Below are 26,092 nucleotides of genomic sequence, written 5' to 3'. Positions count from 1 at the left end.
GCGTGATCCAGGTCCATCGGGCACCCCTCAGGTCAGGTGGGCGGTGATCAGCCGGACGGCCAGCGCCGTCTCCTCGGCGTTCAGCGGTTCCCGGGGAACGTGGTGGCTGCCCGCCCCGAGCGGGCCGAGCGACAGGTCGCGGCTGCCGGGCCGGCCGCGCCCGAGTGCGATCGTGGCCGCCTCGCCGCCCTCCGGCACCACGCTGCTGTGGAAGCGGTCGGCCGACAGGGTGTAGGTGTCGCCTGGGCCGAACAGCTCCACCAGCCCGGTCGCGTGCCGCACGGTGCGGCGGGTGGGCGAGATGCGGTCGCCGTCGGCGCCGCTGACCACCTCGAACACCCGGTGCGTGGCGTCGGGCCCCGCGTCGGTGACCACCGCGTGCACGTTGCGCACCTGGCCGTAGAGCACGTGGCTGACCAGGTCCCAGCTGTGGCAGTGGATCTGCGAGGTGGTGCTCTCGGCGTGCTGGAGCGAGTCGGACCACAGGTGGAGGCATACCCCCTCGCCGCCCTCACGCTCCAGCGGCAGGCAGACGAAGCCGAGCGGATGGCGTACGGCCCTGGGGCGCGCGGTTTCCCTCAGCACGCCGAGCGCCCACGACCTGGCCTGTCCGTCGCGGACCCGCTGGAAGACCGACCGATAGCTCATGAGTCGCACTCACGTTCCGTCTCGTCGGAGGGCCGCAGGACGCGCCTCGCCGTAGGGATCGACGGCGCGCAGGGCCTTGCGCGCGATGTCCACGACGTCGCGGCCGTCGTAGGCCTTGGGAAGGGGCACCCCGATGCGACCGAACAGGTCCTGGACCTCCTCGATCGTGGGCTCGTCGCCGAGCGGCGCCTTCTTGTACATGTCCATCGGCACCCGCCGCGCCTGCTCGAAGCTGAGCCGCAGCTCGGTGTCGCAGTTCTCGTAGTAGAACGTGCCGGCCAGCGCGGTCATGGCGCGGTTGGGGTCCTCCACCGTCATGATCAGCCGGGTGGCCGACAGGTCCCAGCGGAAGGTCGTCATCGACGACGACAGGCCGACCTCGATGTCGAGCAGGCCGTAACGCTGGCGGTACCAGAAGGCGGCCAGGATCGTCGCGTACGACTCCTTCCTGACCCGGTCGGTCGTCCACGTCTCGCCGGTCGCGTCGGGGGAGTCCGACAGGGAGCGCCGGTAGTGGGCGTACGTCTCGCACACCTCGACGTTGGACGGGTCGATCACCTCGACCCGCACCACGAGGTGCCGTTTCTCCCGGCGGGCCGCGGCCACGCACTCGGGCAGGGTGACCGCGCGCAGGTAGGTGCCGGTGCCGCCCTTGAAGCTCCACCGGGTGGTGTCCTTGCGCGCCTCGGCGTGCATCTGGGCGATCTCCTGCTTGCTGCCCAGCACCCTGACGAGCTGCAGCGCGTCGAGGGCCTTGCGGGTGCCGTGGACGAGCGTCTCGATCTCCTCCAGCCGCGACAGCCGGACGGGGAGCTGGGCCAGCGCGCCGGAGGTGATGGTCTCCTCGACCGGGGCCTGACGGGCGCGGTCGCGCAGCAGGGCGGTGGCCACCAGCGCCATGATCACCAGCGTCGCGGCGTTGACGAGCTGGGTCTGCACATCGGTCGGCACCACCTCGTCGGGCATGATGCCGAGCACGCCGATCACGACGGCCAGTAACAGCGCGATGGCGCCGTCGGCGTTCTGGGCCGCCCATGGGGCGACCCGCTTCAGCGCCGCCATGAACCGTGCCATCGTTCGCCCGCCCGTCCGACGATCAGTCAATCCCTAGGTCATCGTAACGACCGCCGGCATGCGACTTCCAGCGCACGGGAAGGAGGTATCTCCTACCCGGGAATGACATGACATCTCCCCCTGGCAGCTCAGGACCGGGACCTGACCAGGTTCGATACTGGAAGCGCACGGGGGGTGGGGATGAAGGGGATCAGGATGTTCTCGGCGGCCGCGCTGGCGCTGCTGCTGGTGGCCGTGCTGGCGTGCCCGGCAGCGCCCGCCGCGGCGTGGGCGGAGGTCTACCGGCCGTCGTCGGCGGAGCGGTTCGTGCAGGTGGTGGCCCATCCGGACGACGACCTGCTGTTCATGAGCCCCGACCTGTACGGCGCCGTCCAGTGGCACCGCCCGACGGTGACCGTCTACCTGACCGCGGGCGAGGGCCAGGCCGGCTGGGACGACGACCGCGACCCCGTCGCCTACGCCCGCGACCGCGCGCAGGGCCTGCGGGCCGCGTACGCCTTCCTGGCCGGCGCGCCCGACGTCTGGCGGGTCAGGACGATCACGGCGGGCGGCTTCCCCGTCCGCCTGGAGGAGCTGGTCGACAGCCCGGCGGTCAGGCTCGCCTTCGTCGGGCTGCCCGACGGCGGCGACCCGCGCGCCGACGGCGGCCGCGACGCGCTGACCAGGCTGTGGCAGGACCGCTCCTGCGTGCGCCGGTTCGGCGCCGGCCCCGAGCCGCGCTGCGTCGGCAGGAGTGACGTGGTCGGCGTGCTGCGCGCGCTCTACGCCCGCTTCCGGCCGACGGTGCTGCGCACGCTCGACCCCGAGCCGCCCGTCAGCCGGGGGCTGTGCGACCACCCCGACCACGTGGCCTCGGCCCGCTTCGCGCTGGCCGCGGCGAGCGGCATGGGGCTGCGGGCGGTCTCCTACCGCGGCTACCCGATGACCGGCTGGGCCCCCAACGTCGCGGGGGCGCTGCGCGAGCTCAAGCGCCGGGTCTTCGGCGTCTACCTGGGCCACGACTACCGCGTCGGGCGCACCTGGCGCTACCGGGCCTGGACCGAGCGCATGTACCGGGTCCCCTGAGCCGGGACGGCCGCCCGGCTCGGGGAGCGCCCGGTCAGAACCAGCCGCGGCGGCGGGCCATCTGCTCCAGGCCGTGCTGCAACGCCTGGTCGGCCGCGCCGGGGTGGTCGTCGTAGCGCACGGTGAAGCGGTTGTAGGTGTCGTGGCTGGAGGTCAGGAAGCCGCCGCGCTTGTCGGCCTCCAGGATGACGTCCATCTGCCGCGGCCCGGCGATGAACGTCAGCTCCAGCTCGTTGAAGTGCCGCCGCCACTGGCCGCCCGCGTAGTACTCGATCTCCTGGAAGAACGGCATCGTCGAGCCGTACAGCGTGCCGCGCTCCAGGTCGGCCTTCTTGAAGCCGAAGCCCAGCCGGTCGAGGGCGGCGATGACGTGCTCCTGGGCCGGCAGCGGGCTGACGAACAGCGGGTCGAGGTCGCCCTTGTCGATCGCGCCCGCCAGCGCCAGCTCCGTCTGGACGCCGAGCCGCATGCCGTGCAGCGGGTGGCCGCCGATCGCGCTGATCGGCGTCTCCCACGGCACCATGATCTGGAACGGCTGCTGGTGCTGGGCGCCCGAGGCGAGCTGGAACGTCCCGGCGACCTGCTGGCGCAGGAAGCTGTAGGTCGTCTTGTACTCGTTGTCGCCGCTCTCGACCTCCACCACGGCGGTCAGGTCGAGGTAGATGCCCTCGACCTTGTAGTCGGAGCCGCCGCCGCGGAAGTGCACGACGCCGCGCAGCGGCTCGCCGGGACGCACGGTCGTGTCGGTGAGCACCGTGTCGACCTCGACGCCCGCGCCGAAGGCGGCCATCAACTTGCGGAACACCATGGGGTCTCTCCTATGCGGTGGGGGTCTGGCCGTTGGCGGCGACGTGTCCCGTGCCCGAGATGCGGGGGAGCAGCTGGGCCAGGACGAGGGTGGACAGCGCCGAGTCGGCCTGGCCCTGCTGGGTCCGTACGACCAGCGGCTGGGGGGCGTTCTCGGCGAGTTTGGCGCCCACGTCCAGGCGCCGGCGGGCCAGCTCGTACTGCAGCACGGCCCGGTTGTCACGGTAGGACTCGGCCAGCCTGCGCAGGGCCTTGGCCTCGTTCTCGGCGGCGGTCAGGTCGGCCCTGCCGCGCGCCTCGATCTCCCACGTCACGCGCTGGGCCTCGGTCTCCTGCTCCTCCAGCATGCGCGCCACGTTCTTGCGCGCGGTGTTGTGGGCGGCCTTGACCTCGACCACGCGGGCGTCGCGGGTCTTCTTGGAGCGCTCGATCTCCATGAGCAGCGTGTCGATGCGGCGCTTGCGGGTCAGCTCCCACTCGCGCTCGTAGGCCGACAGCTCCTTGGCGACCTTCTCCCGGGTGGCCAGGTGCTGCTGGTACTGGTCGGGGAGCTGGACGTCGGGGATGTTGGCGCCGGTGACGCGCACGCCGTACCGGCCGAGCTGGCGGTTGAGCGCCTCCTGCATGTCGCCGACGTCGGAGCCGCGCAGGTCGTAGGCGCGCTCGGTGTTGACCCGCCGGCTGCGCTGCCTGATCGCGTCCTGCACGGCGCTGGAGAGCACGAGGTCGAAGTTGCCCGCGCCGATCGTCCGGACGAACGCCACCGGGTCCACGATGCGGAACTTCAGGAAGAACTCGATCGACTTCAGCGGCACGTTCTCGGCCGTCGGGCAGGCCACGATCGGCGCCGAGTACGGGATCTCGGTGGAGGTGTCCACGACCGCGTCCACCCGGTCCCACGGCAGCCACAGGTAGTGGCGGCCCGGCGGGAGCGTGCCGGTGATCGCGCCCCAGCGGCTGCGTACGCCGGTGGTGCCCTCCTCGATCTCGATGATCGCCTGGCGCCAGATCGTGACCAGCGCCACGACCAGGAAGAACAGCGCGGCCAGCGCGGCGGGCAGGGTGAGGTCGGTGAGCGCGGCCATCCCGGCGAAGTACAGGGCCAGCAGGACGAGCGCCATCCAGGAGAAGCCGCGCCGGTCCTTGGGGATCACCACCGGCACGAGCTGGCCCTGCTCGCCGCCGCGCAGGAGCTGGCGGATGTCCGACCAGGAGGCCAGCGATTCCTTGATCTTCGAGAACTCGCGGGTCATCGGACCTCACCCTCGCTCAGGTGGCCGGGCAGCAGGCGCTCGACCGTGCGTTCCAGGTCGTTGTCGGGCTCGGGCGTCGCCTGCGGCTCGCTCACGTCGGCGGCGGCCTTCTTCAGCAGGGCCGCGATCTCGTCCTCGCGGCTGCTGACACGCGCGGCGATCTCGCCGAGCCGGCCGCGGATGGCGGCCATGTCCTCGGCGGAGAACAGCGCCGCACCCTTGCCGCCCACGAGCTGCTGGGCCAGGGCGAGGAAGTCGATGTCGGTCTGCTCGCCCACCTGCACCACCTGCGGCAGCCGGGTGGCCACCGACTCCAGCTTGGTCAGCAGGTCCTGCTGGAAGCGGTAGTCGAGGATCTCGGGGGCCTCGGCGGCCGACAGCGCCCGGATGTCCAGGGCCTGGGCCTCCAGGAGCGCGGCGTTGGCGTTGGCCGTGGACTCGGCCTCGACCAGGCGCTGCCTGGCCTGCGCGGTGGCCTGGTGGCTGGCGCGTTCGAGCGCGGTGTCCATGCGGGCCTGGTAGCCGGCGATCTCGGCCTGGATGGCGCTCAGCGTCTCCTGGAGCCCCGCCAGCTCCTTGACCAGGTCGCCCTCGTTCTGCTCCTTGCGCAGCTGGAGCTCGTACTCGTAGGTGTACGCCTCCTTGGCCACCCTGACCATCTCGGGGGCGGCCAGGTCCATGCGGTACTCCTGGCTGGACGGCTCGGCGTGGGTGATGTTCACGTCGGTGAGCCGTACGGCGGGCAGGAACTGCTGGTTCAGGTTCTCCAGCATGCCGAGGGTGCTCTCGCCCACCAGGTCGTAGATGTCCTCGGCCCGCTGGGCGTAGATCAGCGAGCGGGTGACCTCGCTGATGGCGTTCTGCAGCTTGGACTGGAAGCCGCTGACCGAGCCGAGCACGAAGATGAACTCGGCCGGGTTCTCGATCCTGAACTGCAGGAACAGGTCGACGCTGGCCTTGACGCCCTGCTGGGTCGGCGCCTCCCTGATGGGCGCGTTGAACGGGTACTCGCGCGTGGTGTTGACGATGTAGCTGACCCGCTTCCACGGGTTGAACAGCGTCACCCGGCCCGGGTCGGCGATGTGCACCAGCTTGCCGAACTTGGTGATCAGCGCCTTGCAGCCCTCGGGGACCATCACCACGCTCCTGCGCCACCACAGGAACGCGGCGGCCAGCACCAGCACCACCCAGTAGTGCGGGCCGAAGAAGATGTCCGACCCCGGCACGATGCCGCCGAGCGCGCCGATCAGGCCGAGGACCACCAGAACGGTCAGCGGGATGACCACCTTGGCCGTGCTGCCCTTGGGGATCACCACCGGCGAGATGACGTGCATGCCGTTCTCGGCGAAGCTGCGGTTGACGATCTCGCCGGCCTCGTTCAGCGAGGCGGACCTGGCCTCGATCAACGTGCCGACGGAGGCGCCGCCGTCGCGGGCGGCGGCGAAGTCGTGCGGGTTGAGCGCGAAGCCGGGGGCCTGGCCGGTGAGCTGGCCGGCATGGTCGGCGACCTGTCCGACCGCCTGGCTCATCGCCTGCCGTACGTCACCTCCTTGCGCGACCGCTTGGGCTATGCCCTGACCTGCCTGGATCAGTGCCTCTCGGGGTCGTGACATCGAACCTTCCTTTTCCGCTACAGGCGAATCCGACCGTATCGGGTATGACTTGCTGTTCGCTTGCAATGTGTCGTCATATGACTGTTACGTCCCATAGCAGGTCTGCTACATGGAGGGTTGATGAGTGAGACCGTCCACAACCGCATCGCGCTGCTGCGCGGCGAGCGGGGGTGAGCCGCAGGCAGCTCGCGCAGGCGCTGGGGGTGCACTACCAGACCGTTGGATACCTGGAGCGGGGCGAATACAGCCCGAGTCTTCACCTGGCGTTGCGCATTGCCGGATACTTCGAGGTGCCGGTCGAGGTGGTGTTCTCCACCACGCCGTTCCCCCGGATCGGGCAGCCCATGGCCTGACGGTTTCTGTCGGTGGCGCCGCCTACAGTGGCAGCATGCGTCCGGTCACAGATTTGCAGCGGAAGGTGGCGCCTTTCGAGGTCGTCACCGAGATGACTCCATCCGGCGACCAGCCGACGGCCATCGCCGAGCTGGAGCGCCGCGTCCGGGCCGGGGAGAAGGACAGCGTCCTGCTCGGCGCCACCGGCACCGGCAAGACGGCCACGATCGCCTGGCTGATCGAGCGGCTGCAGCGGCCCGCGCTGGTCATGCAGCCCAACAAGACGCTGGCCGCCCAGTTCGCCAACGAGCTGCGCGAGATGCTGCCCAACAACGCGGTCGAGTACTTCGTCTCGTACTACGACTACTACCAGCCCGAGGCGTACGTGCCGCAGAGCGACACGTACATCGAGAAGGACTCCTCGATCAACGACGAGGTCGAGCGGCTGCGCCACTCGGCCACCAACTCGCTGCTCACCCGCCGCGACACCATCGTGGTCGCCTCCGTCTCGTGCATCTACGGCCTGGGCACCCCGCAGGAGTACGTCGACCGCATGGCCAGGCTCCGCGTCGGCATGGAGGTCGACCGCGACCAGCTGCTGCGCCGCCTGGTCGACATGCAGTACACGCGCAACGACCTGGCCTTCACCCGGGGCACGTTCCGGGTGCGCGGCGACACGATCGAGATCATCCCGAAGTACGAAGAGCTGGCCGTGCGCATCGAGATGTTCGGCGACGAGATCGAGAAGCTCGCCACCATGCATCCGCTGACCGGCGAGGTGATCACGGAGGACGAAGAGCTCTACATCTTCCCCGCCTCCCACTACATCGCCGGCGAGGAGCGCATGGCGGCGGCCGTGGCCGGCATCGAGGCCGAGCTGGCCGCGCGGCTGTCGGAGCTGGAGCGGCAGGGCAAGCTGCTGGAGGCCCAGCGGCTGCGCATGCGCACCACCTACGACATCGAGATGATGCGCCAGATCGGCACCTGCTCCGGCATCGAGAACTACTCCCGCCACCTCGACGGCCGCGCCGCCGGCACCGCGCCCAACACGCTGCTCGACTACTTCCCCGAAGACTTCCTGCTGGTCCTCGACGAGTCCCACCAGACCGTGCCGCAGATCGGCGCGATGTACGAGGGCGACGCCTCGCGCAAGCGCACGCTGGTCGACCACGGGTTCCGGCTGCCGTCCGCGCTGGACAACCGGCCGCTGAAGTGGGAGGAGTTCCTGGAGCGCATCGGGCAGTCGGTCTACCTGTCGGCCACGCCCGGGCCGTACGAGCTGGGGCGGGTCAAGGGCGACGTCGTCGAGCAGGTCATCCGGCCCACCGGCCTGGTCGACCCCGAGATCGTCGTCAAGCCCACCAAGGGGCAGATCGACGACCTGGTCCACGAGATCCGCGAGCGCGCCGAGCGCGACGAGCGCGTCCTGGTCACCACGCTGACCAAGAAGATGTCCGAAGACTTGACCGACTATCTCCTCGAGCTCGGCATCCGGGTGCGCTACCTGCACAGCGAGGTTGACACGCTGCGCCGCATCGAGCTGCTGCGCGAGCTGCGCATCGGCGAGTTCGACGTGCTGGTCGGCATCAACCTGCTGCGCGAGGGTCTCGACCTGCCCGAGGTGTCGCTGGTGGCCATCCTCGACGCCGACAAGGAGGGTTTCCTGCGCTCGGAGACCTCCCTCATCCAGACCATCGGCCGCGCCGCCCGTAACGTGTCCGGCCAGGTCCACATGTACGCCGACAAGATCACGCCGTCGATGGAGCGGGCCATCGACGAGACCAACCGGCGCCGGGCCAAGCAGATGGCCTACAACGAGGCCAACGGCATCGACCCGCAGCCGCTGCGCAAGAAGATCGCCGACATCCTCGACTCCCTCCAGCGGGAGGACGCCGACACCGACAAGCTGCTCGGCGGCGGCCGCCAGCAGTCGCGCGGCAAGGCCCCGGTGCCCGGCTTCGCCGCCCGCCAGGCGGGCCAGCACGCCAAGGCCATCGCGGGCGAGATGCCGCGGGCGCAGATGGAGTCGCTGATCGAGTCGCTGACCGAGCAGATGCACCAGTCGGCCGCCGACCTTCAGTTCGAGGTGGCCGCGCGGCTGCGCGACGAGATCAAGGAGCTCAAGCGCGAGCTCCGCGACATGCGCGAAGCAGGCGTGAAGTAGCGCGTCGGCATGTGCGACGTGGGCGTGAAGTGGTGAGCGTCGGCATGTGCGACGTGGGCGTGAAGTAGGGGTCGGCGGGCCGGTGGCGTGCGCCCGCGTGGCGCGCGCTGCCGGCCCCGATCCTGGCCCGGGGTTCTGACCTGCGGGAATGAAGGCCGGTTCCTGGGGCAGCGGTCCAGGTATGAACAAGTCGATCATCGGGGCTCTGGTCGGTGCGGCGGTGCTCGCCGCCGGCTGCGGCGCCGTACGGGAAGTCGGCCAGTTCGCCGTCGAGCCCACGCCGGGCCCCACCATGGGAAGCCCGTCTCCGTCGATGGAAAGCCCGCCCGCCACGGGGACCATGTCCCCCTCGCCGGGCACCACGTCCATGCAGCCAGGGGCCGGAGAGCTCAAGGACGCCGCCAAGGTCGCGATGGCCGCGGTGCCCGGGTCCAAGGTCGTCTCCGTCGAGAGCCAGGAGAACGGCATGGTCTGGGAGGTCAAGGTCGTCGGCTCCGACGGCACGGAACACCAGGTCGACGTGCAGTCCGGCAAGGTCGTCAAGGGGCCGACTGCTGAGCAGATGGACGAGCAGGAGAAGGCCGAGATGCAGACCCGCATCACCGAGGCCAAGCTCGACTACGCCCAGGCCGCCGACAAGGTCGCCGCGTCCGTACCGGAAGGACACGTCGCCGAGCTGAAGCTCGACACCGAGAACGACAAGACCGTCTGGCAGTCGGACGTGATGACCCCGGACGGGACCAAGCACGAGGTGATGGTCGACGCCGCCACCGGTGAGGTCACCAAGAAGAACGCCACCAGCTGACCCACGGGGGGAGCAGGCCACCTCTGACCATCGGCGGAGGTGGCCGCCCCGCTGGGGCGCGGGGCCTCGACCGGATGCGCCCAGGCCGGGACGCCACCAGGGGGCTGAGAAGCCGGAGGCCCGGCAGGACCGGGCGACTGCGAGGACGCCGGAGGGCCGGCAAGGGCGGCGGGGCCGGGGTAGGTGCTCTACGGGTTGTAGAGTAAAGTCTTGATCGCGTTTTCGGCCGCCACCCGCGGCGGTTCGCCGAGCAGCAGAGAGACCTTTTCCCCCATGACCACTCCCTTCCAGTGGCTCGCCGCCCGGGTCGCCTTCGAACGAGCCGCCCTGCGACGGGCCGCGGCCGCGGCGCTGGCCACCAGCCTGATGATCATCGTGACCGGCGGAGTCGTCCGGCTGACCGGGTCCGGGCTGGGCTGTGACGGGTGGCCGCGCTGCTCGGAGGCCGGTTTCGCGGCCACGCCCGAGCTCGGCGTCCACGGCGCGATCGAGTTCACCAACCGGGTGTTGTCCGGTGTCGTGTGCGTCGCCGTCGGCTGGCTCATCGTCGTCGCCCGGCTGCAGCGCCGTCCGGTGCCCGAGCTGACCCGGTGGGGGTGGGTGCAGTTCTGGATCGTCGTGCTGAACGCGGTCGTCGGCGGCCTCACCGTGTGGGCGCGGCTGAGCCCGTACCTCGTCGCCGCGCACTTCCTGGCCGCCGTGCTGTTCCTGACCGCCACCACGGTCGTCTGGCACAAGGCCCGCCTGCTCGACCGGCCCGCGCGGCCACTGACCACGCCGGTGGGCCGGCTTCCGGCGGCGCTGGTGGCGTCCGTGGCGGTGCTGGTCGCGGCGGGCACGATCGTCACCGGCACCGGGCCGCACGCGGGTGACTCCTCCGACGTGCCGCGCATGCCGTTCAACTGGACTGCGATGGTCTGGCTGCACGGGGCCGCCGCCGCGCTCAGCCTCGGCCTGGCCGTCGCCCTGTGGCTCAGGACCAGGCGCGAGCCGGGCTCGGCGGCCCACCTGCGCACCAAGCTGTTCCTCGCCGTGCTGCTCGCCCAGGGCCTGGTCGGCCTGACGCAGATCGTGACGGACCTCCCCGAGGTCGTCGTCCTCGCCCACCTGCTCGGCTCGGCCCTGGTGTGGGTGGGCGCGGTACGCGTGCTCCTCGACACCCAGCTCCCGGCGGCGGCGAGGCAGGAACAGACCCCGCTCGCCCACGCCCGTACGTAGACGATCCGCGCGGACGGGCCCGGACGCCGGGGCGGCGCTCCGGTCACGTCCGGCCGGACTCCTTGCGGAGCAGGTCGGCGAGCGCGTCGGGGTCCGCGGCGGCCACGCCCTTGGCGGCGAACCAGGTGGCCACGTTGCGGGCGTCCCGTTCCAGGTACGACGGGCCCGCGGGGTGGGCGATCACGTCGACGATCTGCGGCAGGTCGATGATCACCAGCCGTCCGTCGTGCACCAGCAGGTTGTACGGCGACAGGTCCCCGTGCGCCAGCCCCTCCGCGGCCAGCGTCACCATGGCCGCCACGAGCTGCTCCCACAGGTCGTCGAGGCCGTCGGAGACCTGGGCCAGGCGCGGGGCGGCGAACCCGTCGGAGGTGCCGACGAACTCCTCGAGGATCTCCGTCCCCACGATCTGCACCGGGTACGGCACCGGCACCCCCAGCTCCCAGAGCCGGCAGAGCGCACCGAACTCGGCCACCGCCCACTGCGCGGCGATCACCTGCTTGCCGAAGGCGGTGCGGTTGGCCATGGCCCGGTTCATCCGGCTCTCGCGGGCCCTGCGGCCCTCCAGGTAACCGGAGTCCCGGTGGAACAGGCGGTGCTCGGAGGAGCGGTAGCGCTTGGCCGCCAGCAGGCAGACCCGGTCGGTGCCGGGCACGCCACGCGAGATCAGGTGGACGTCGGCCTCTTTGCCGGTCTTGAGCAGGCCGAGCTCGGTGTCGACGGCGGCCAGCTCGGTGACCAGCCAGCCGGGGTAGGGCTTCGGCCCCTTCTCGGTGGGCGTGCTCTGATCCCAGGTGGACCAGCGGTCGCCCTCGGGCGGCCCGTCATCGGTCTCGGGGGTGCTTTCGAGCCATTCGATGTCGTCGGCGTCGAGCGCGAACTTGCCACGGCGGCGGTGCTGCGAGTGCTTGGGCACGGTGAGATGTCTCCAGTTTCGAGGCCCCACCGGCTCGCCGCACGGATCAGGTCAGCGGACACCTGGTGGGAAGGTCTGAGGTCGCGGAAAACGGCACGCGGGCAACGGTCGTCACGGTCTCAGCCTCCCTTCGTCTCGCTGCGATCAACGCGGACGAGTATGCCGTGTCCGGCACGGCCCCCGCAATCGAATAAACGACGGCCCGATAATCGGGTGCGCCGCGACTTGCCCGGCTTGTACGGTTCGGGCCATGCGGCGATGTGAGGTGTGCGGACATCGGGAACCCGCCGGCGCGCCGGACTGCGACCGCTGCGCCGGGCTGGTGGACGAACTGGTCGAGGCGGGCTGGCGGGCCTTCCTGCTGGCCCAGTTCGGCACCGTGGACCCTCCGGACGAGCAGCTCATCGCCCGCATGGTGGCCGACGAGCCCGACAGGCACCCGTGGCGGGTCGTGGATGCCGCCTACGACCGCCTGACGTGCCCCGAGTGCGGCGGCAGGCTGAGCCGTGGCCCGGCCGGCTGCGCCTCCTGCGACCTCGCGAACGGCTTCCGCTACTCGGCCGTCGAGATCGACCGCCCCGGCGTGCCGCCCGGCAACGAGCACGCGCTGCGGGTCAACGTGGCCGTGACGCGCCGCCCGTACGGGATCGCGGCCACGGAGGTGCTGGTGCGCCGGCTCTCGCTGCCCGTGCTGATCGAGGGCCGCCTGCCCACGATGGCCCAGGCCCAGGCCACCAAGGCCCTGGCCCGCAAGGGCGCCACGGAACAGGAGCTGGCCGCCGTGATCTACGCGGACTGGGACAGCTGAGCGTGACGCGTGGCCGGGCGCGAGGCTCCGCCATCGCCGTGGCCAGGTGAGGGGCTCCGCCATCGCCGTGGCCGGGTAGGGGCTCCGCCGACGCTGTGGCCGGGTGAGGGGCTCTGCCGACGCCGTGGCCGGGAACGGGCGACGCCCGTGCCGTGAACCGTCGGGCCGGTGCCGTGAACCGTCGGGCCCGCGCCGTCCGCTCGCCGTGGCCTTACCCGGCGGGCCCGTCACTTCTGGTCGGCGGCGGGCTGGTCGGTGGTGGGTCGGTCGGTGGTGGGCCGGTCGGCGGAGTCGCGGGCGAGGGCGACGATCCGCTCCAGGGCCGCCGCATGCCGCTGGAAGGCCGACCGCCCCTGCGGCGTGAGCTGCACGTACGTCCGCCGCGCCCGCTTGTCCTGGTCCTTGCGGACGACCACGTATCCGGCGGCGGCCAGCGCGGAGACCTGCTTGGACAGCGCCGAGTCGCTGGTGCCGACCGAGTCCCTGAGGAAGCCGAAGTCCACCCAGTCGGCCGGCGCCAGCAGCGCCACGACCGACAGACGCGCCGGGACGTGCAGGAACTCGTCGAAGAGCGGATCCATCAGGCGGCCCCGCCACCCTGCTGGACGATCGACTTCATGACCAGGCGGTTGACGGGCGTGGCCGCGACGTACGCCACGGCCGCCACGGCCGCGCCCGCGACCGCCTGCGACAGCATCCCGTGCGGCGGCAGGTCGAACAGCGCGAAGGAGGCGATCCGGCCGATGCCGAAGGCCACCATGACCCAGGCCAGCAGCACGCCGTGGAACACGGCCTCCCGGCGGGTGGCCGTCCGCCGGACCGAGGCCCGGTGCTCGTAGACGATCCCCACGCCCGCGTACACGACCACCCCGAGCGCCGCGCCGAGGTAGCGCCAGGGGCTCGGCAGGTCCATGGCCGCGAGCATGACGAAGAGGCCGAGCGCGGAGACGAGCACGCGGGGGAGCGCGAAGCTCTGTCGGACGATCTGCTGCCGGGTCCTGTCCTGAAGACGGTGGATGTCGTCGAGCGAAGTCTGGGCGTCGTGCTGGTTCATGGGCCTACTTCCAAGGTCGACTACTACTTTCCTGTGAGGAAAGTACCATCTGTTTTCCTCTCGGGAAAGTCGTCAGCGGCCGAACGGCCCGGCGCCCGGAGGTGAGCCATGTCTCTTTGATCTTCGGCAGCGGCGGAACTAGGGTCGCTGCATGGTCAAGGCCAGGGGTGACAAACCGTGATCGGCCGCGCAAAGCTCGCTCTGGGGCGCCCGCTCGGGCGTGAGGGCCAGGGGATGGTCCACGAGGAGCTCAGCGGCAGGATCAACGGCCGGCCGGGCGTCGCGTACAAGGAGATCGACTACGACGTCCGACCGGACCTCGACGTCGCCGTCCTCACCGCGATGACCCAGCTGACCGGCCGTCTCTCCCCGTCGGACGCCGCCTGGCTGGAGGAGCGCGCGGCCTGGCCGGCCGAACTGGTGGCGGAGAACGGCGCCGTCGTCGGCTTCCTGATGCGGACCGTGCCTCAGCGGTTCTTCCGCGAGACGCCCGGCCCGTCCGGCGCGGTACGCCGGCTCGCGACCGTCGACCGCCTGTTCGGCCGGGACGACGTCACCGACCGCGACCGCCTGCTGATCCTGGCCGATCTCGCCGACACGCTCGCCCGCCTGCACACGATGGGCGTCGTCGTCGGCGACCTGTCGCCCGAGAACGTGCTGTTCACCACGGAGCCCCGGCCGGGATGTTTCCTCATCGGCTGCGACGCGATGGGGCTGGGCGGGGCGCGGGCGCTGCCGCCCGTGGAGACGCCGCCCGACCGGCGCATTCCCGCCGGGGAGCAGCCGGGGACGCCGCAGGGTGACGCCTACCAGTTCGCGCTGCTGGCCGTCCGCGTCTTCGCCCGTGGCCCGTCCGCGACCGACGTGTCCGCGTTGGCCGCCGTCCATCCCGGCCTGGCGGAGTTCGCCACGGCCGCGCTCGACCAGCCCCCGTTCAGCCGTCCCATGCCCGCGCAGTGGGCCGCGCGATTACGCGAGGCGGCGCAGCCGGAGCCGGTCTCGCCGCCGGTCCGGCAGGCCGAGGCGGCTTCGGGGGCCGGACGGTCGAGAATGCTCGGCATCGGGGCCGCGGTGGCGGCCGTCGTGCTGGTGCTGCTCGCGGTGGTCGGGAAGAACGTGATCAAGAACACCGTGCGCGAGACCCTGGCCGGTTCTCCGAGCACCACGAACGAGCCCGCCGAGACGTCGTCGTCGTTCCCCGCGCCCACCGACTTCCCCACCCAGGCGCCACCCACCTCGCCCCCAACTGTGGCCCCGACTGAGGCCCCGACTGTGGCCCCGACCTCGGCGCCGAGCGAGCCGGTGGCCGACTTCAAGGTCGGCGACTGCCTGTCCGGCCTGCCGGACGCGCCGGTGACCGACAGTTGCAAGCAGGGCGCGCCCTACCGGGTGGCCGCCATCACCACTCCCTCCGGCCTCTGCGACGGCGAGACCAATCACCGCTACCTCATCCACAACGACGTGCTGTACTGCCTGGCGTACCAGTTCGGGCGGGACTACTGCTACAAGTGGTCGAAGAACGATGAGTACGTGGACTTCGCCCGCAAGTGCCGAGCGCCGAAGACGTTCACCGTGCGGCGCGTCCTGCGGGGGAACGCCGACAAGGACGCCACCGCCTGCGATGGCGTGACCAGACATTCCTGGACGTGGCCCGTGCCCGCGCTGACCATCTGCGTCGACAAGTACTGAGCGGCGTCCGGCCGGGCACCGATGAGTTCCGGGCGGCACCGATGTCCTACGTGTCACCGGACGACCCGAGACCACGGAGACGCGCTCATGCGGAAGCTGATAGCGACAGTGTTCAACTACTCACTCGACGGCCTGCTCGCCGACGAGGGCACCGACTTCTGGAAGTTCTGCTTCGACCTCCCCGAGAACAACCGGCCCGACTCCCCGGCCTACCTCGACTTCCTGCGCGGCGCCCACGCGCACGTCATGGGCCGCACCGCCTACGAGGGCATCGCCAAGGGCATGACGACCGCCACCGACCACCCGTTCGCCGACATCCTGACCGCCGGGCGCAAGGTCGTCTTCTCCCGGACCATGAAGACGGCCGACTGGGCCAACACCACCGTCGCCGACGGCGACACGGCGGCAGAGATCGACAAGCTCCGGCTGGACGGCGACGGCCACGTCCTGGTCTGGGGCGGCGTCGGCCTCTGGCGGTCGCTCATGCGGCTCGACCTGATCGACGAGTTCCGGCTGAGCGTGTACCCCTACGTCGCGGGCGAGGGCACCAGGCTGTTCGACGGCTTCCCCAAGTCCTACCGGCTCGACCTGGTCTCCAGCTTCGCCTCCAGCGGCGGGATCATGGAGCTGCAGTACCGCCGGCACCGCTGACCCCGGCCGCGGCCGGTCCGCGCCGTCGAGGGCCCCTCGACCGCCGTGACAGCGGAGCTAGGCGGGCGGCCATTCCAGGCCGAGGTCGACGTCCACGTCGAACCCGACGTCGAGGCGCAGCCGCCCGCGATGGACACCGGCCGACACGTACGCCCCGGCGTCGCGGTCGAGGCGGAAGGCGTGCACCACCGGCTGGCCGTCTTCGCACTCCACCCGCCAGTAGTGCTCGATGCCCGCCTCGGCGTACCTGACCGGCCTGGTGCGGCGATCCCGCTCCCGGGACTCCGCCGCGACCACCTCGCAGACGAGGTGCACCTGATCAGGACGGAAGGACGTGGTGGCCGGGCCGATCACCGGCCTGTCGGCCACCAGGACGTCCGGCGCGAGCAGCAGCCGCGGCCCGAGGGCCACGGTCATCGAGCGGATCACCGCCAGATGCGCGGGCGGCCTGAGCGACCGCTCGAACAGCCGGGTCGCGAACATGTGGAAGGCGGTCCGCGGCGGCCGCCTCACGAGCACGCCGTCGATCAGCTCGGCGTGCCGGGGAGCACCCGGCGGGAGCCCGTCGAGCGGGTCCGCGGTGAAGGTGCGCGACCGCGCAGGCAGGGCTGGGGACATCGGGCGGGCACCTTCCGGACGAGCGCTCGGCGCGCTCATGGTGCCACGGCGGACGAGGCTCAGGAGGGGTCTTTGCGCTGCTCCATCGAGCGACGGTAGAGCTCGTCGATCTGGTCCAGCGGGTCCGGGGGACGGCGGCGGGCCTCGATCTCCAGCTCCGTGCGCGAGTACAGCTCGTCGATGCCGGACGACGCGTGGTGCATCTGGTCGCCCAGGAGGTCGGCGCGGATACGGGCGCACATGGCGGTCAGCTTGGCCTGGTGCTCGCGCAGCCGGTCGAGGGCGGCGTGGTCGACGTACGGCGAGACGCGGCGCTGCTGGGCGTACATGGCGAGCTGGCCGTCGTGCACGTCGGCCTGGGCCGACAGGTCGGCCAGCAGCCGGGGCAGGTCGCCGAGGCCCCAGCCGCGCTGCTGGGCCTGTTCGACGGCCTGGCGGGTGAGGGCCACCTCGCGGCGCAGGTCGAGACGGAGGCGTTCGACCTCGGCCGCGTCGCCGGTGCCCATGGCGTTGACGTGCGTGGTCAGCCGGGTGGTGGCCTGCCGGGCCTTCTTGGCCGCCTTCTTGCCCAGTTTGACCAGCAGATAGACGCCCACGCCGGTCAGCAGCAGGAGGAACGCCAGGATGGCCAGCACGATGACAAGGAACTCGCTGATCTCCGCCACCTCCCGTGGTTCGTTGCTTAGAAGGATAGTTCGACCCCCAAGGGGTTCAACGCGCGACGGGGATCCCGGGTTCCGGCGACCGTGCCGAGCAAGCCCTTGATCGGGGACGTGGGCGCGTGTTTCAGTGCACATGTTCGGTCGTCTCGGATGAGGGGTGCGCGTGCTCGACGGCAAGGTAGTGATCATCACGGGCGGCGCCCGGGGCATGGGCGCGGCCACGGCGCGCCGGTGCGCGGCGGGCGGGGCGCGGGTCGTCCTCACCGACGTGCTCACCGAGGAGGGGACGGCCACCGCCAAGGACGTCGGGGGCATGTTCGTCCCGCACGACGTGACGGACCCGGAGCAGTGGGCGGCCGTCGTGGCCGCGACCGTCGAGGCGCACGGGCGGCTCGACGGGCTGGTGAACAACGCCGGGATCGTCACGGTGCGGACCATCGAGCAGCAGTCCCTGGCGGAGTTCGAGCGGGTGCTCCAGGTGAACCTGGTGGGCGTGTTCCTCGGGCTGAAGGCCGTGGCCGGGGCCATGCGGGCGTCCGGCGGCGGGGCCGTGGTGAACCTCTCGTCGGTCGCGGGGCTGACCGCGCTGCCCGGCACGGGCGGGTACGGCGCGTCGAAGTGGGGCGTGCGCGGGCTGACCAAGATCGCGGCGCTGGAGTTCGGGCGGGACCGCATCAGGGTGAACTCGGTGCATCCCGGGATGATCGTCACCCCGATGACGGCCTCGCTGGGCGCGGTCTCGGGCGAGGGCACGTTCCCGCTGGCCGCCGCCGGGCGATGGGGGGAGCCCGAGGAGGTCGCCGAGGCCATCGCGTTCCTGCTGTCGGACGCGGCCTCGTACGTCACGGGCGCGGAGCTGGCCATCGACGGCGGCTGGACGGCGGGGGAGACGGCCCTGCTGGGCTCCGTCCCGCGCGAGGCCGCTCCCGCGACGGAGGAGGAGGCCGGAGATGGCCGTTGACGAGCCGACCCGCGCGGTCATCGACCTGATGAGCGAGTTCTTCCCCAAGGGGGAGGGGCCCTGGGACCCCGTGGCGGCGCGGCGCGTGCTGGCCTCGGTCCCGAGCCCGGAGCCGATGCCCGTGGGTCGGGTGGAGGACCGCGAGGCGGCGGGCGTCCCCGTGCGCGTCTACCGGCCTACGGAGGGTGCGGCGGGGCGGCCGCTCGTCGTGTACTTCCATGGCGGCGGGTTCACGCTGGGGTCGCTGGACAGCCATGACGGTGTCTGCCGCCAGATCTGCGCCGGGTCCGGGGCGGTGGTGGTCGCCGCCGACTACCGGCTCGCGCCCGAGCACCCCTATCCGGCCGCCGTCGAGGACGCCTTCGCCGTCACCCGGTGGGCCCACGAGCACGCGGCCGGCCTCGGCGCCGATCCGGGGGCGCTGGTGGTGGCGGGCGACAGCGCGGGGGGCAACCTCGCCACCGTCACCTGCCTGCGGGCGCGCGAGGAGGGCGGGCCGCCGATCGTGCTGCAGGTGCTGGTCTATCCCGCGACGGACGCCGTCCGCCACTGGCCCTCCTACGACCGGAACGGCGAGGGATACTTCCTGACGACGGCGCACATGCGGTGGTTCTGGGACTGCTACCAGCCCGATCACGAGCGGCGCGGGGAGCCGTACAGCTCGCCCCTGGGCGCGGACGTGAGCGGCCTGCCGCCGGCCCTGGTGATCACGGCCGGGCACGACCCGCTGCGCGACGAGGGCGAGGCGTACGCCCGCCACCTGCGCCACTCCGGGGTCGAGGCGGAGTGCGTCCGGTACGAGGGCCTGTTCCACGGCTTCTTCGGCACGGGCCCGATCCTGCCGGCCGCCCGCGACGCCATGGACCGGGTGTGCGCCGCCATCCGCGCCCTCAAATAAGGGGATATTTCATGCCACACGCCGAAATTTCGGCAACCATCAGCCTCTTCTACACCGACGACGGCGCCGGCGACCCGCCGCTGCTGCTCGTGCACGGCTGGGGCGCCGACTCCCACCAGTGGTCCTGGCACATCGACGCCCTGGCCGCCCGCCACCGCGTCATCGCCGTGGACCTGCGCGGCCACGGCTACTCCTCGGTCCCGGAGACCGGCAACACCCCACAGGCGATGGCCGAGGACCTGAACACGCTGCTCGACCGCCTGGACGTCCCGGAGGTGATCGTGGTCGGCCACTCGATGGGCGGCCAGGTCGTCTCGATCCTCGCGGTCGAGCATCCCGGCCGCGTACGGGCGCTGGTCGCCCTCGACCCCGGCTACGGCATGAGCCAGGACCTCGCCGCGGGCTTCCCCGGCATGATCGCGGGCCTGCGCGGCGAGCACCCGCACGCCGTCGCCGAGGAGATCGACCGGTGGTGCACCACCTCCGCGACCCCCGCCGTCATCCGGCGCTGGCACAAGCGCCGCCTGTCCGGCATGCCCCCGCACGTGCTGGCCGAGGCGTTCGAGGCCATGTTCACCGCGCCCGGGGCCATCGGCGTGCGGCCGGCCAGTGACGACTACCTGGCCCGTCGGAGCTGCCCGGTGTTGTCGATCTGGGCCGACCCCGGACGCGCGGCGTGGGAGGCCGGGCTGCTCAAGCATCCGGACTCGAAGGTCGTGTGCTGGGAGGGCTCGGGCCACCGGCTGCACGAGGAGCGCCCGGCTGAGTTCGTCCGCGTGCTGGAGGGCTGGCTCAGGGGGCGTTGAACGACATGGTGAAGGGCCCGGCAGCGCGGACGCTGCTGCCGGGCCCTTCGTGTGAGCGCGCACAGGGGGTTGGGGGCCATGGCGCTCACACGTCTATGCGGGCGGCTCCACCCGGACGATCTCGCCCTTGCCGGGGGTGAAGCCCTTGTTCGACACGTAGACCGAACCGTCGGCGGCGACCGCCATGCCCAGCGGCACGGTCAGCGTGCCCGGCTTGAGCAGCTCGGTGCGCGTGCCGTCGGCCTCGATCCGGTAGAGCGACGTACGGGGCTGGTGGTCGGCGGGCACCGGGCCGACCGAGCCGAGCACCAGCAGCCGGCCCGAGGCGTCGAAGGCGACGTCGACCGCGGTGGTGAAGCCCTTGACGGCGGTCTCGGTCTTCTTCCCGGCCAGCCTGAACACCCTGGCCACGCCCTCGGGCTGCGGGAAGCCGGCGTGCTCCGCGACGTAGTAGGAGCCGTCGGGGGCGGCCGCGATGCCCATCGGCACCGACTGCATCGGCACCTTGCTGCCCTTGGCGAGCTTGAGCATGGCCGGGGCCGCGACCTTGCGCGCGTGGAACACCGCCCGCAGCGTCACCTTGCCCGACGCGCTGACCTGGAGCACGTCGTTGGCGCCCACGTCCGTGACCAGCGCGCCGCCCTGCGGGGTCGGCACGACCGCGAACGGGTACGAGTCGATCGCGCTGCCCTTGTCCTTCTTGTCGGGGTTGTGCTTGACCTCGAACGCGAGCAGGTCGCCCATGACGGACGACTTCCCGTCCTTGATCTTCAGCAGCGTGCCGAGGGTGCGGCCCTTGGGGCCGAGGTCGGCCCGCAGCTTGCCGTTGCCGCCCAGGCCGACGGGCACCAGCATGGAGCCGTCCGCGGCGAAGGCGACGTCGTGCGGGCCGGTGCCGAGCCCGTCGGAGCCGGCCGAGGGCAGGCCCTTGACCACGGTGGTCAGCCGGCCGTCGGCCAGCTTGGAGATCTTCCCGGTGAGGCCGAGGCACACCTTGCTCGCCTCGCCGCCCGGCTCGGCGGGCACGGTCGCGCACTTGATCTTGCCGCCGGAACCGGACTCGGCGACGTACAGGGCGCCGTCGGGGCCGAAGGTCAGGCCGCGCGGGCCGTCGAGCTTGGCGGCGACGACCGTGACGCTCGCCTGCGCGGACGCTGACGCCGGGACGGGCGCGACCGACGCGGCCAGGCCGAGAGCAGCGACTCCCCCCGTGATGATGACTCGCTTCATGAGGGAACACCGTAGGAGCGCGGGACGGGGGAGCGGATCAGCCCGCAGGGTGAGGCGTACTCAGCCTGGGGGTGGATTTCTCCTGATCCTGCGCCGGGCGCGCAGCCGGCGTACCCGCCGGAAGGTCCACCACGCGAGCAGGGCGAGCAGCAGCAGCACGACGATCACCAGCAATGGCAGGAACACCGCGATCAGGCTCATGCCGAGCGAGCCGGCGTCCTCGGCGGTGCTCACCACGGGCGCGCCCACCCCCGCCGTGCCCGCGTTGATCACCGGACGGGCCGTCGCCTTCAGCGTGTGGACGGCCAGCGCCATCACGATGCCCAGCAGCCAGCCGGCCCACGGGTTCTCGGTCATCCAGGTCGAGTGGTCGATCTCGGCGGCGGCGTTGGTGGCGGAGAAGACCACGCCGCCCGCGGCCGGGCGCACCACGGTCTGGATGGCGTCGTTGACGGTGTCGACGGCGGGCACCTTGTCGAGGACCATCTCGGCGACCAGCAGCACCGCGATGATCGCCAGGACGCCCCAGTTCGACAGCCAGGAGTAGCCGTCGGGCAGTTTCACCCGGTCGGTGAGGTTGGCCAGCACGCCCACGACCAGGAGAGGGATGTAGGCGTTCAGGCCGGCGGCGGTGGAGAGGCCGAGACCGGTCAGCGCGGCGAACATCCCCCTAGTCTGCCCCCGCCGCGGCCTCCATCACGTGGGCCAGGCCCGGCCGGGTGAACTCGGCCGCCGCACGCTCGTACTTCTCCATGCCCCAGGACCAGAAGTCGAAGTCGATCGTGTCGTTGGCGCCGTCCTGGATCGAGGCCCACAGGGTCCAGCCGTACTTGGACATCAGGCCGAGCAGCCGGGCACGGGCGATCCTGTGGCGCAGGCGGCGGCCGTAGTAGGCGGTGACGAGCTCCTCCAGGTGGCCGGGCGGCAGGTCGGCCTCGCTCCAGAGGTTGCCGAGCTCGAAGCAGGGGTCGTTGTTGCCGGCGTACTCGTAGTCGATGAGGTGGAGGCGGTCGCCGCACTCGACGATGTTGCCGGGCAGGAGATCGTTGTGGCAGGGGACGGTGGTCTCGGCGCGTACCGCCAGACATTTCCTGATTTCTGCGGCGGCGGGCATGAAATCCAGATATTTCGCAGGAAGTCGGAAACCTCGCTCCTGGACGATCCGCAGATACCCCCGCTGCACCTCGAACATGTCGAAATCCCGGACGAAGCGCGGCCCCGCGTGCAACCGCCGGCACACCTCCGCCACCCGGGGCAGGTTCGCCGGCTCCCACAGGTCGGCCTCGGTGAACGTCCGGCCCGGCAGGAACCCGATCACCAGCACGCCCGCCTCCGGCAGGTAGCCGTGCACGGGCGCCCCCACCCCGGCCCGCGCGGCGGCGACCGAGTCGGCGTGCTCGGCGTCCTTGTCGATGCCCAGCAGGGAGCCGTCGCTGGCGGCCACGCGCACGACGTAGACCCCGGCCGGGGTGGTGACCTTGTAGTTGCGGTTGGTCATCCCGCCGGGCAGCTCCTCGACGGAGCGCGGCAGGCCGGACAGCAGCGGGATGCGGTCGAGGACCCGGGCGATCGCCATGATCGATGCTAGCTCCGCCGCTCTAAACGGTCTAGACCTTTTAAGGTACGCGGGTTAGCCTCGCGACCATGAGCGACTCGGCCCGCATCGTGATCATCGGCGGCGGGGTGGGCGGCGCGTCCGTCGCCTACCACCTCACCCGGCGCGGCGAACGCGACGTCGTCCTGCTGGAGCGGGACGAGCTCACCAGTGGCTCCACCTTCCACTCGGCGGGCCTGGTCGGCCAGCTCCGCTCCGACCCCACCCTGACCCGGATGAACCAGTACTCCGTCGAGCTCTACCGCACCCTCGACGCCGGCTGGACCGAGTGCGGCGGACTCAAGCTGGCCTCCACCCCCGAGCGGATGGCCGAGATCCGCCGCCAGATCGGCTGGGCCAGGACGTTCGGGCTGCCGCTGGAGGAGATCTCGGTCGCCGAGGCGGTGGAGCTGTTCCCGCTGATGGACCCGACGGGGGTGGTGGGGGCGGCGTACCTGCCGACCGACGGCCAGGTCGACCCCTCGATGCTGTGTTACGCCCTCGCCGCCCGGGCCCGCGAGGGCGGCGCCCGCGTGCGCACCCGTACGCGGGTGCTGGGCATCGGCGTCGAACGCGGGCGCGTCACCGGCGTCCGCACCGACCAGGGGGACATCGCCTGCGAGATCGTGGTCAACTGCGGCGGCATGTTCGCCGCCGAGATCGGCCGCATGGCCGGGGTGCGCGTCCCGATCGTGCCGATGTCCCACCAGTACGTCGTCACCGACGCCTGCCACGACCACCCCGTCCTGCCCACGCTGCGCGACCCCGACCTGCTCGTCTACTACCGGCAGGAGGTGCGCGGCCTGGTCATGGGCGGCTACGAGCGCACCTGCGCCCCCTGGACCGCCTCCGAGACCTCCTACGACGCCGTCCCGGCCGACTTCAACGGCAGGCTGCTGCCCGAGGACTGGCCGCGGCTGGAGGAGATCTCCGCCAACTCCCGGATCCGGGTGCCCGCGATGGCCGACGTCGGCATCCGCAAGCTGATCAACGGGCCGGAGGCGTTCACCCCGGACAACGAGTTCTGCCTGGGGGAGACCGAGGTGGGCGGGCTCTTCGTGGCGGCCGGGTTCTGCGCCCACGGCATCGCGGGCGCGGGCGGCATCGGCCGGGTCATGGCCGATTGGATCGTCGACGGCGAGCCCGGCATGGACGTCCACCACATGGACGTACGCCGCTTCGGCCGCCAGTACCGGTCGCCGTCGTACACGGTCAGACGCTCGGTCGAGAACTACGAGACGTACTACGACATCCGCTACCCGGGCCACGAGCGCGCGGCCGGGCGCCCGCTGCGGGTCTCGCCCGCCTACTCCTGGCACGCCGCCCACGGGGCCGTCTTCGGCGAGAAGGCGGGCTGGGAGCGGGTCAACCACTACTCCGCCGCCCCCGGCGGCGCGGACGAACGCCCCCGCGGCTGGGCCGGGCGCCTGTGGTCGCCCGCCGTCGGGGCCGAGCACCGCGCCACCCGCACCACGGCCGGGCTGTTCGACGAGAGCTCCTTCGCCAAGATCGAGGTCACCGGCCCGGACGCCGCCGCCCTGCTGGAATGGGTGTGCGACAACCGCGTGGCCCGCCAGGTGGGCGCCGTCACCTACACCCAGGCGCTGAACCGGCGCGGCGGCATCGAGTGCGACTTCACCGTCACCCGGCGCGGCGAGCAGGAGTTCCTGATCGTCACCGGCACCGCGTCCGGCTCCCGCGACCTCGCCTGGCTGCGCCGGCAGGCCGCGCTCACCGGCTCGACGGCCAGGATCGCCGACGTCACCGGCCAGTACGCCTGTTTCGCCCTGTGGGGTCCCAAGGCCCGCGACATCCTGTCCGGGCTGACCCCGGACCCGCCGGATCTCCCGTTCATGTCGGCCAGGGAGCTCACCGTGGGCGACGTGCCCGCGCTGGCGCTGCGGGTGACGTTCGTGGGGGAGCACGGCTGGGAGCTGTACTGCTCCAGCGAGTACGGGCTCGCGCTGTGGGAGACGCTGTGGCGGGCGGGCGAGCCGTACGGGCTGGTCGCGGGCGGCTACCGGGCCATCGACAGCCTGCGGCTGGAGAAGGGGTACCGGGTGTGGGGGGCCGACATCGGGCCCGAGACGACGCCGTACGAGGCCGGGCTCGGGTTCTGCGTCAAGCCCGGCAAGGACTTCCTCGGCCGCGACGCCCTCAACCCCGACCCGGCCCGCCGCCTGCGCTGCCTCACCCTGGCCGACCCGCGGGCGGTCGCCCTGGGCAACGAGCCGGTACGGGTGGACGGCCAGGTCGTGGCCCGGGTCACCTCAGGCGGCTATGGGTACACGGTCAAGCAGTCGATCGCCTACGCGTACCTGCCGGTCGGGCCGGGGGGCGAGGTGGAGGTCGAGGTCGAGGGGGAGTGGGTGCCGGGCGTCGTGGTCAGGGAGCCGCTGCATGACCCGGCGGGGTCGCGGGCGCGGTGACGCCGCTGCGCACCGACAGGCGCACCCGGTCGGGGCGGAACAGGTCGCGGGCGTACTCGACGGGGGTGCCGTCGGCGGCGTAGGCCGTGCGCTCGATCAGCATGAGCGGCGCGCCCGCAGCGATGCCCAGCTCGGCCGCCTCCTCAGGACCGGCGATCACCGGGTCCAGGTGCTCGACCGCGGTCCGCGGCTCCAGCCCGTAGCGGCCGGCCAGCAGGGCGTAGAGGGAGCCGCCGAGGTCCTCGCCGAGGAAGCCGGGCAGGGCGGGGAAGAAGGAACGTTCGAGCGCCACCGGCGAACGGCCCGCCGACCGCACACGGGCCACCTCGTGCACCGGCTCGCCCGGCCCGACGCCGAGCGCGGCGGCCACGCCCGCCGGCGCCGGCACGGTGGCGGCCGTCAGGATGCGCGCCTCGGCCCGCAGGTGGGCGCGGCGCATCTGCTCGGTGAACCCGGCCAGGCCCGTCAGGTCGCACTCGATGCGCGGCTCGGCCACGAACGCGCCGCCCGACCGGCCGGGGAGCCTGATCAGCACGCCGTCGCGTTCGAGGGTGGCCAGGGCCTGGCGCAGGGTCATCCGGCTCACGCCGAGGCGGGCGGCCAGCTCCCGCTCGCCGGGCAGCCGGTCGCCCGGGGCCATCTCGCCGGACGAGATCGCCGCCAGCAGCCACTGCTCGATCTGCGTGTGCGCGGGAACCCCGGTGCCACGCTCCAGCTCAGGCGGTGTCCCGACCACACGCGCATGCTATCGGGCCATACGGGAGGAACCACTCCGCACGGGGGCGGTGAGACGGCC

General features: G+C 71.8%; 25 protein-coding genes and 1 pseudogene. 12 read left to right on the top strand and 14 right to left on the bottom strand.

The genetic code is table 11. From position 1 onward, the window contains the following. Positions 1 to 27: 27 nt before the first annotated feature. The gene (locus tag ACNF49_RS41700; protein ID WP_357968248.1) at positions 28 to 648 is read right to left on the bottom strand and encodes a hypothetical protein; all 621 of its coding nucleotides are present in this window, start codon (positions 646 to 648) and stop codon (positions 28 to 30) included. A gap of 9 nt (positions 649 to 657) precedes the next feature. Then, positions 658 to 1,710, bottom strand: a complete 1,053-nt coding sequence (locus ACNF49_RS41695; RefSeq protein WP_357968251.1) for a hypothetical protein — start codon at positions 1,708 to 1,710, stop codon at positions 658 to 660. Positions 1,711 to 1,902: 192 nt separating this feature from the next. Between ACNF49_RS41695 and ACNF49_RS41690 the strand changes: the two genes are divergently transcribed. Next, positions 1,903 to 2,787, top strand: coding sequence for a PIG-L family deacetylase (locus ACNF49_RS41690; RefSeq protein ID WP_357968254.1), 885 nt, complete (start codon positions 1,903 to 1,905; stop codon positions 2,785 to 2,787). 34 nt (positions 2,788 to 2,821) lie between these two features. Here ACNF49_RS41690 and ACNF49_RS41685 read toward each other — a convergent pair whose 3' ends face one another. Genes ACNF49_RS41685 through ACNF49_RS41675 form a run of 3 tightly spaced genes read right to left on the bottom strand, consistent with a single transcriptional unit; the run spans position 2,822 to position 6,460 of the window. Further along, positions 2,822 to 3,595: a sporulation protein gene (locus ACNF49_RS41685; RefSeq protein ID WP_357968257.1), complete on the bottom strand. Its 774-nt coding sequence runs from the start codon at positions 3,593 to 3,595 to the stop codon at positions 2,822 to 2,824. A 10-nt stretch (positions 3,596 to 3,605) separates the two neighbouring features. Then, positions 3,606 to 4,847 (bottom strand): SPFH domain-containing protein, encoded by a 1,242-nt coding sequence (locus ACNF49_RS41680; RefSeq protein WP_482941210.1) that lies wholly within the window; start codon positions 4,845 to 4,847, stop codon positions 3,606 to 3,608. Continuing rightward, positions 4,844 to 6,460 (bottom strand): SPFH domain-containing protein, encoded by a 1,617-nt coding sequence (locus ACNF49_RS41675; protein WP_482941209.1) that lies wholly within the window; start codon positions 6,458 to 6,460, stop codon positions 4,844 to 4,846. The genes ACNF49_RS41680 and ACNF49_RS41675 overlap by 4 nt, the downstream gene beginning before the upstream one ends. A gap of 120 nt (positions 6,461 to 6,580) precedes the next feature. Between ACNF49_RS41675 and ACNF49_RS41670 the strand changes: the two are divergent. The 4 genes and pseudogenes from ACNF49_RS41670 to ACNF49_RS41655 all read left to right on the top strand — a co-directional run bounded on the left by ACNF49_RS41670 (position 6,581) and on the right by ACNF49_RS41655 (position 10,980). After that, positions 6,581 to 6,813: pseudogene (locus ACNF49_RS41670) on the top strand (helix-turn-helix transcriptional regulator). Between the two features lie 35 nt (positions 6,814 to 6,848). After that, positions 6,849 to 8,957 (top strand): excinuclease ABC subunit UvrB, encoded by a 2,109-nt coding sequence (gene uvrB, locus ACNF49_RS41665; RefSeq protein WP_352358255.1) that lies wholly within the window; start codon positions 6,849 to 6,851, stop codon positions 8,955 to 8,957. 181 nt (positions 8,958 to 9,138) lie between these two features. Next, positions 9,139 to 9,762 (top strand): PepSY domain-containing protein, encoded by a 624-nt coding sequence (locus ACNF49_RS41660; RefSeq protein ID WP_357968268.1) that lies wholly within the window; start codon positions 9,139 to 9,141, stop codon positions 9,760 to 9,762. Between the two features lie 273 nt (positions 9,763 to 10,035). Next, positions 10,036 to 10,980: a COX15/CtaA family protein gene (locus tag ACNF49_RS41655; RefSeq protein ID WP_482941208.1), complete on the top strand. Its 945-nt coding sequence runs from the start codon at positions 10,036 to 10,038 to the stop codon at positions 10,978 to 10,980. A 43-nt stretch (positions 10,981 to 11,023) separates the two neighbouring features. On the opposite strand, the gene ACNF49_RS41650 is transcribed toward ACNF49_RS41655, so the two are convergent. Beyond that, a complete protein-coding gene (locus tag ACNF49_RS41650) occupies positions 11,024 to 11,896 on the bottom strand; it encodes a serine protein kinase RIO (protein WP_482941207.1) in 873 nt (290 codons plus the stop codon). A gap of 250 nt (positions 11,897 to 12,146) precedes the next feature. On the opposite strand from ACNF49_RS41650, the gene ACNF49_RS41645 reads away from it, so the two are divergent. Continuing rightward, positions 12,147 to 12,704: a hypothetical protein gene (locus tag ACNF49_RS41645; RefSeq protein ID WP_482941206.1), complete on the top strand. Its 558-nt coding sequence runs from the start codon at positions 12,147 to 12,149 to the stop codon at positions 12,702 to 12,704. A 227-nt stretch (positions 12,705 to 12,931) separates the two neighbouring features. Here ACNF49_RS41645 and ACNF49_RS41640 read toward each other — a convergent pair whose 3' ends face one another. Continuing rightward, on the bottom strand, positions 12,932 to 13,285 hold the full coding sequence (locus tag ACNF49_RS41640; RefSeq protein ID WP_482941205.1) for a winged helix-turn-helix domain-containing protein: 354 nt from the start codon (positions 13,283 to 13,285) through the stop codon (positions 12,932 to 12,934). Next, the gene (locus tag ACNF49_RS41635) at positions 13,285 to 13,758 is read right to left on the bottom strand and encodes a hypothetical protein (RefSeq protein ID WP_482941204.1); all 474 of its coding nucleotides are present in this window, start codon (positions 13,756 to 13,758) and stop codon (positions 13,285 to 13,287) included. Before ACNF49_RS41635 ends, ACNF49_RS41640 begins: the two co-directional genes overlap by 1 nt. A 177-nt stretch (positions 13,759 to 13,935) precedes the next feature. Here ACNF49_RS41635 and ACNF49_RS41630 point away from each other — a divergent pair, with 177 nt between their 5' ends. Together ACNF49_RS41630 and ACNF49_RS41625 are read left to right on the top strand one after the other, a co-directional pair. Continuing rightward, positions 13,936 to 15,447 carry a hypothetical protein gene (locus ACNF49_RS41630; protein ID WP_482941203.1) on the top strand — a complete coding sequence of 504 codons (1,512 nt, stop codon included), beginning with the start codon at positions 13,936 to 13,938 and terminating at the stop codon, positions 15,445 to 15,447. A gap of 87 nt (positions 15,448 to 15,534) precedes the next feature. Continuing rightward, positions 15,535 to 16,098: a dihydrofolate reductase family protein gene (locus tag ACNF49_RS41625; protein ID WP_482941202.1), complete on the top strand. Its 564-nt coding sequence runs from the start codon at positions 15,535 to 15,537 to the stop codon at positions 16,096 to 16,098. A gap of 57 nt (positions 16,099 to 16,155) precedes the next feature. On the opposite strand, the gene ACNF49_RS41620 is transcribed toward ACNF49_RS41625, so the two are convergent. Then, complete coding sequence (locus tag ACNF49_RS41620) at positions 16,156 to 16,716, bottom strand: Uma2 family endonuclease (RefSeq protein WP_482941201.1); 561 nt, start codon at positions 16,714 to 16,716, stop codon at positions 16,156 to 16,158. Positions 16,717 to 16,775: 59 nt separating this feature from the next. Next, entirely contained in the window at positions 16,776 to 17,381 is a 606-nt protein-coding gene (locus tag ACNF49_RS41615; RefSeq protein ID WP_482941200.1) for a hypothetical protein, read from the bottom strand. Positions 17,382 to 17,541: 160 nt separating this feature from the next. Between ACNF49_RS41615 and ACNF49_RS41610 the strand changes: the two genes are divergently transcribed. Genes ACNF49_RS41610 through ACNF49_RS41600 form a run of 3 tightly spaced genes read left to right on the top strand, consistent with a single transcriptional unit; the run spans position 17,542 to position 20,043 of the window. Beyond that, the gene (locus tag ACNF49_RS41610) at positions 17,542 to 18,339 is read left to right on the top strand and encodes a glucose 1-dehydrogenase (protein WP_357968295.1); all 798 of its coding nucleotides are present in this window, start codon (positions 17,542 to 17,544) and stop codon (positions 18,337 to 18,339) included. Continuing rightward, positions 18,329 to 19,237 carry a LipP1 family hormone-sensitive lipase gene (lipP1, locus tag ACNF49_RS41605; RefSeq protein WP_482941199.1) on the top strand — a complete coding sequence of 303 codons (909 nt, stop codon included), beginning with the start codon at positions 18,329 to 18,331 and terminating at the stop codon, positions 19,235 to 19,237. The genes ACNF49_RS41610 and lipP1 overlap by 11 nt, the downstream gene beginning before the upstream one ends. 11 nt (positions 19,238 to 19,248) lie before the next feature. Beyond that, entirely contained in the window at positions 19,249 to 20,043 is a 795-nt protein-coding gene (locus tag ACNF49_RS41600) for an alpha/beta fold hydrolase (protein ID WP_482941198.1), read from the top strand. 93 nt (positions 20,044 to 20,136) lie between these two features. Here ACNF49_RS41600 and ACNF49_RS41595 read toward each other — a convergent pair whose 3' ends face one another. The 3 genes from ACNF49_RS41595 to ACNF49_RS41585 are packed head-to-tail and all read right to left on the bottom strand — an operon-like array spanning position 20,137 to position 22,849. Next, complete coding sequence (locus tag ACNF49_RS41595; protein WP_482941197.1) at positions 20,137 to 21,273, bottom strand: ScyD/ScyE family protein; 1,137 nt, start codon at positions 21,271 to 21,273, stop codon at positions 20,137 to 20,139. A 60-nt stretch (positions 21,274 to 21,333) separates the two neighbouring features. After that, positions 21,334 to 21,939 carry a DUF4126 domain-containing protein gene (locus ACNF49_RS41590; RefSeq protein WP_357968305.1) on the bottom strand — a complete coding sequence of 202 codons (606 nt, stop codon included), beginning with the start codon at positions 21,937 to 21,939 and terminating at the stop codon, positions 21,334 to 21,336. Between the two features lie 4 nt (positions 21,940 to 21,943). Further along, positions 21,944 to 22,849, bottom strand: coding sequence for a phosphotransferase (locus ACNF49_RS41585; RefSeq protein ID WP_482941196.1), 906 nt, complete (start codon positions 22,847 to 22,849; stop codon positions 21,944 to 21,946). Positions 22,850 to 22,917: 68 nt separating this feature from the next. Between ACNF49_RS41585 and ACNF49_RS41580 the strand changes: the two genes are divergently transcribed. Further along, positions 22,918 to 25,296 carry a GcvT family protein gene (locus ACNF49_RS41580; protein ID WP_482941195.1) on the top strand — a complete coding sequence of 793 codons (2,379 nt, stop codon included), beginning with the start codon at positions 22,918 to 22,920 and terminating at the stop codon, positions 25,294 to 25,296. Here ACNF49_RS41580 and ACNF49_RS41575 read toward each other — a convergent pair. Next, positions 25,253 to 26,032, bottom strand: coding sequence for a GntR family transcriptional regulator (locus ACNF49_RS41575; RefSeq protein ID WP_482941194.1), 780 nt, complete (start codon positions 26,030 to 26,032; stop codon positions 25,253 to 25,255). The two genes, ACNF49_RS41580 and ACNF49_RS41575, sit on opposite strands and share 44 nt — an antisense overlap. Positions 26,033 to 26,092: the final 60 nt, after the last annotated feature.

This window comes from Actinomadura sp. ATCC 39365, from assembly GCF_054392275.1.
Note: the sequence above shows the minus strand (reverse complement) of the source record. Positions and strands in the feature narration are given on the sequence as shown.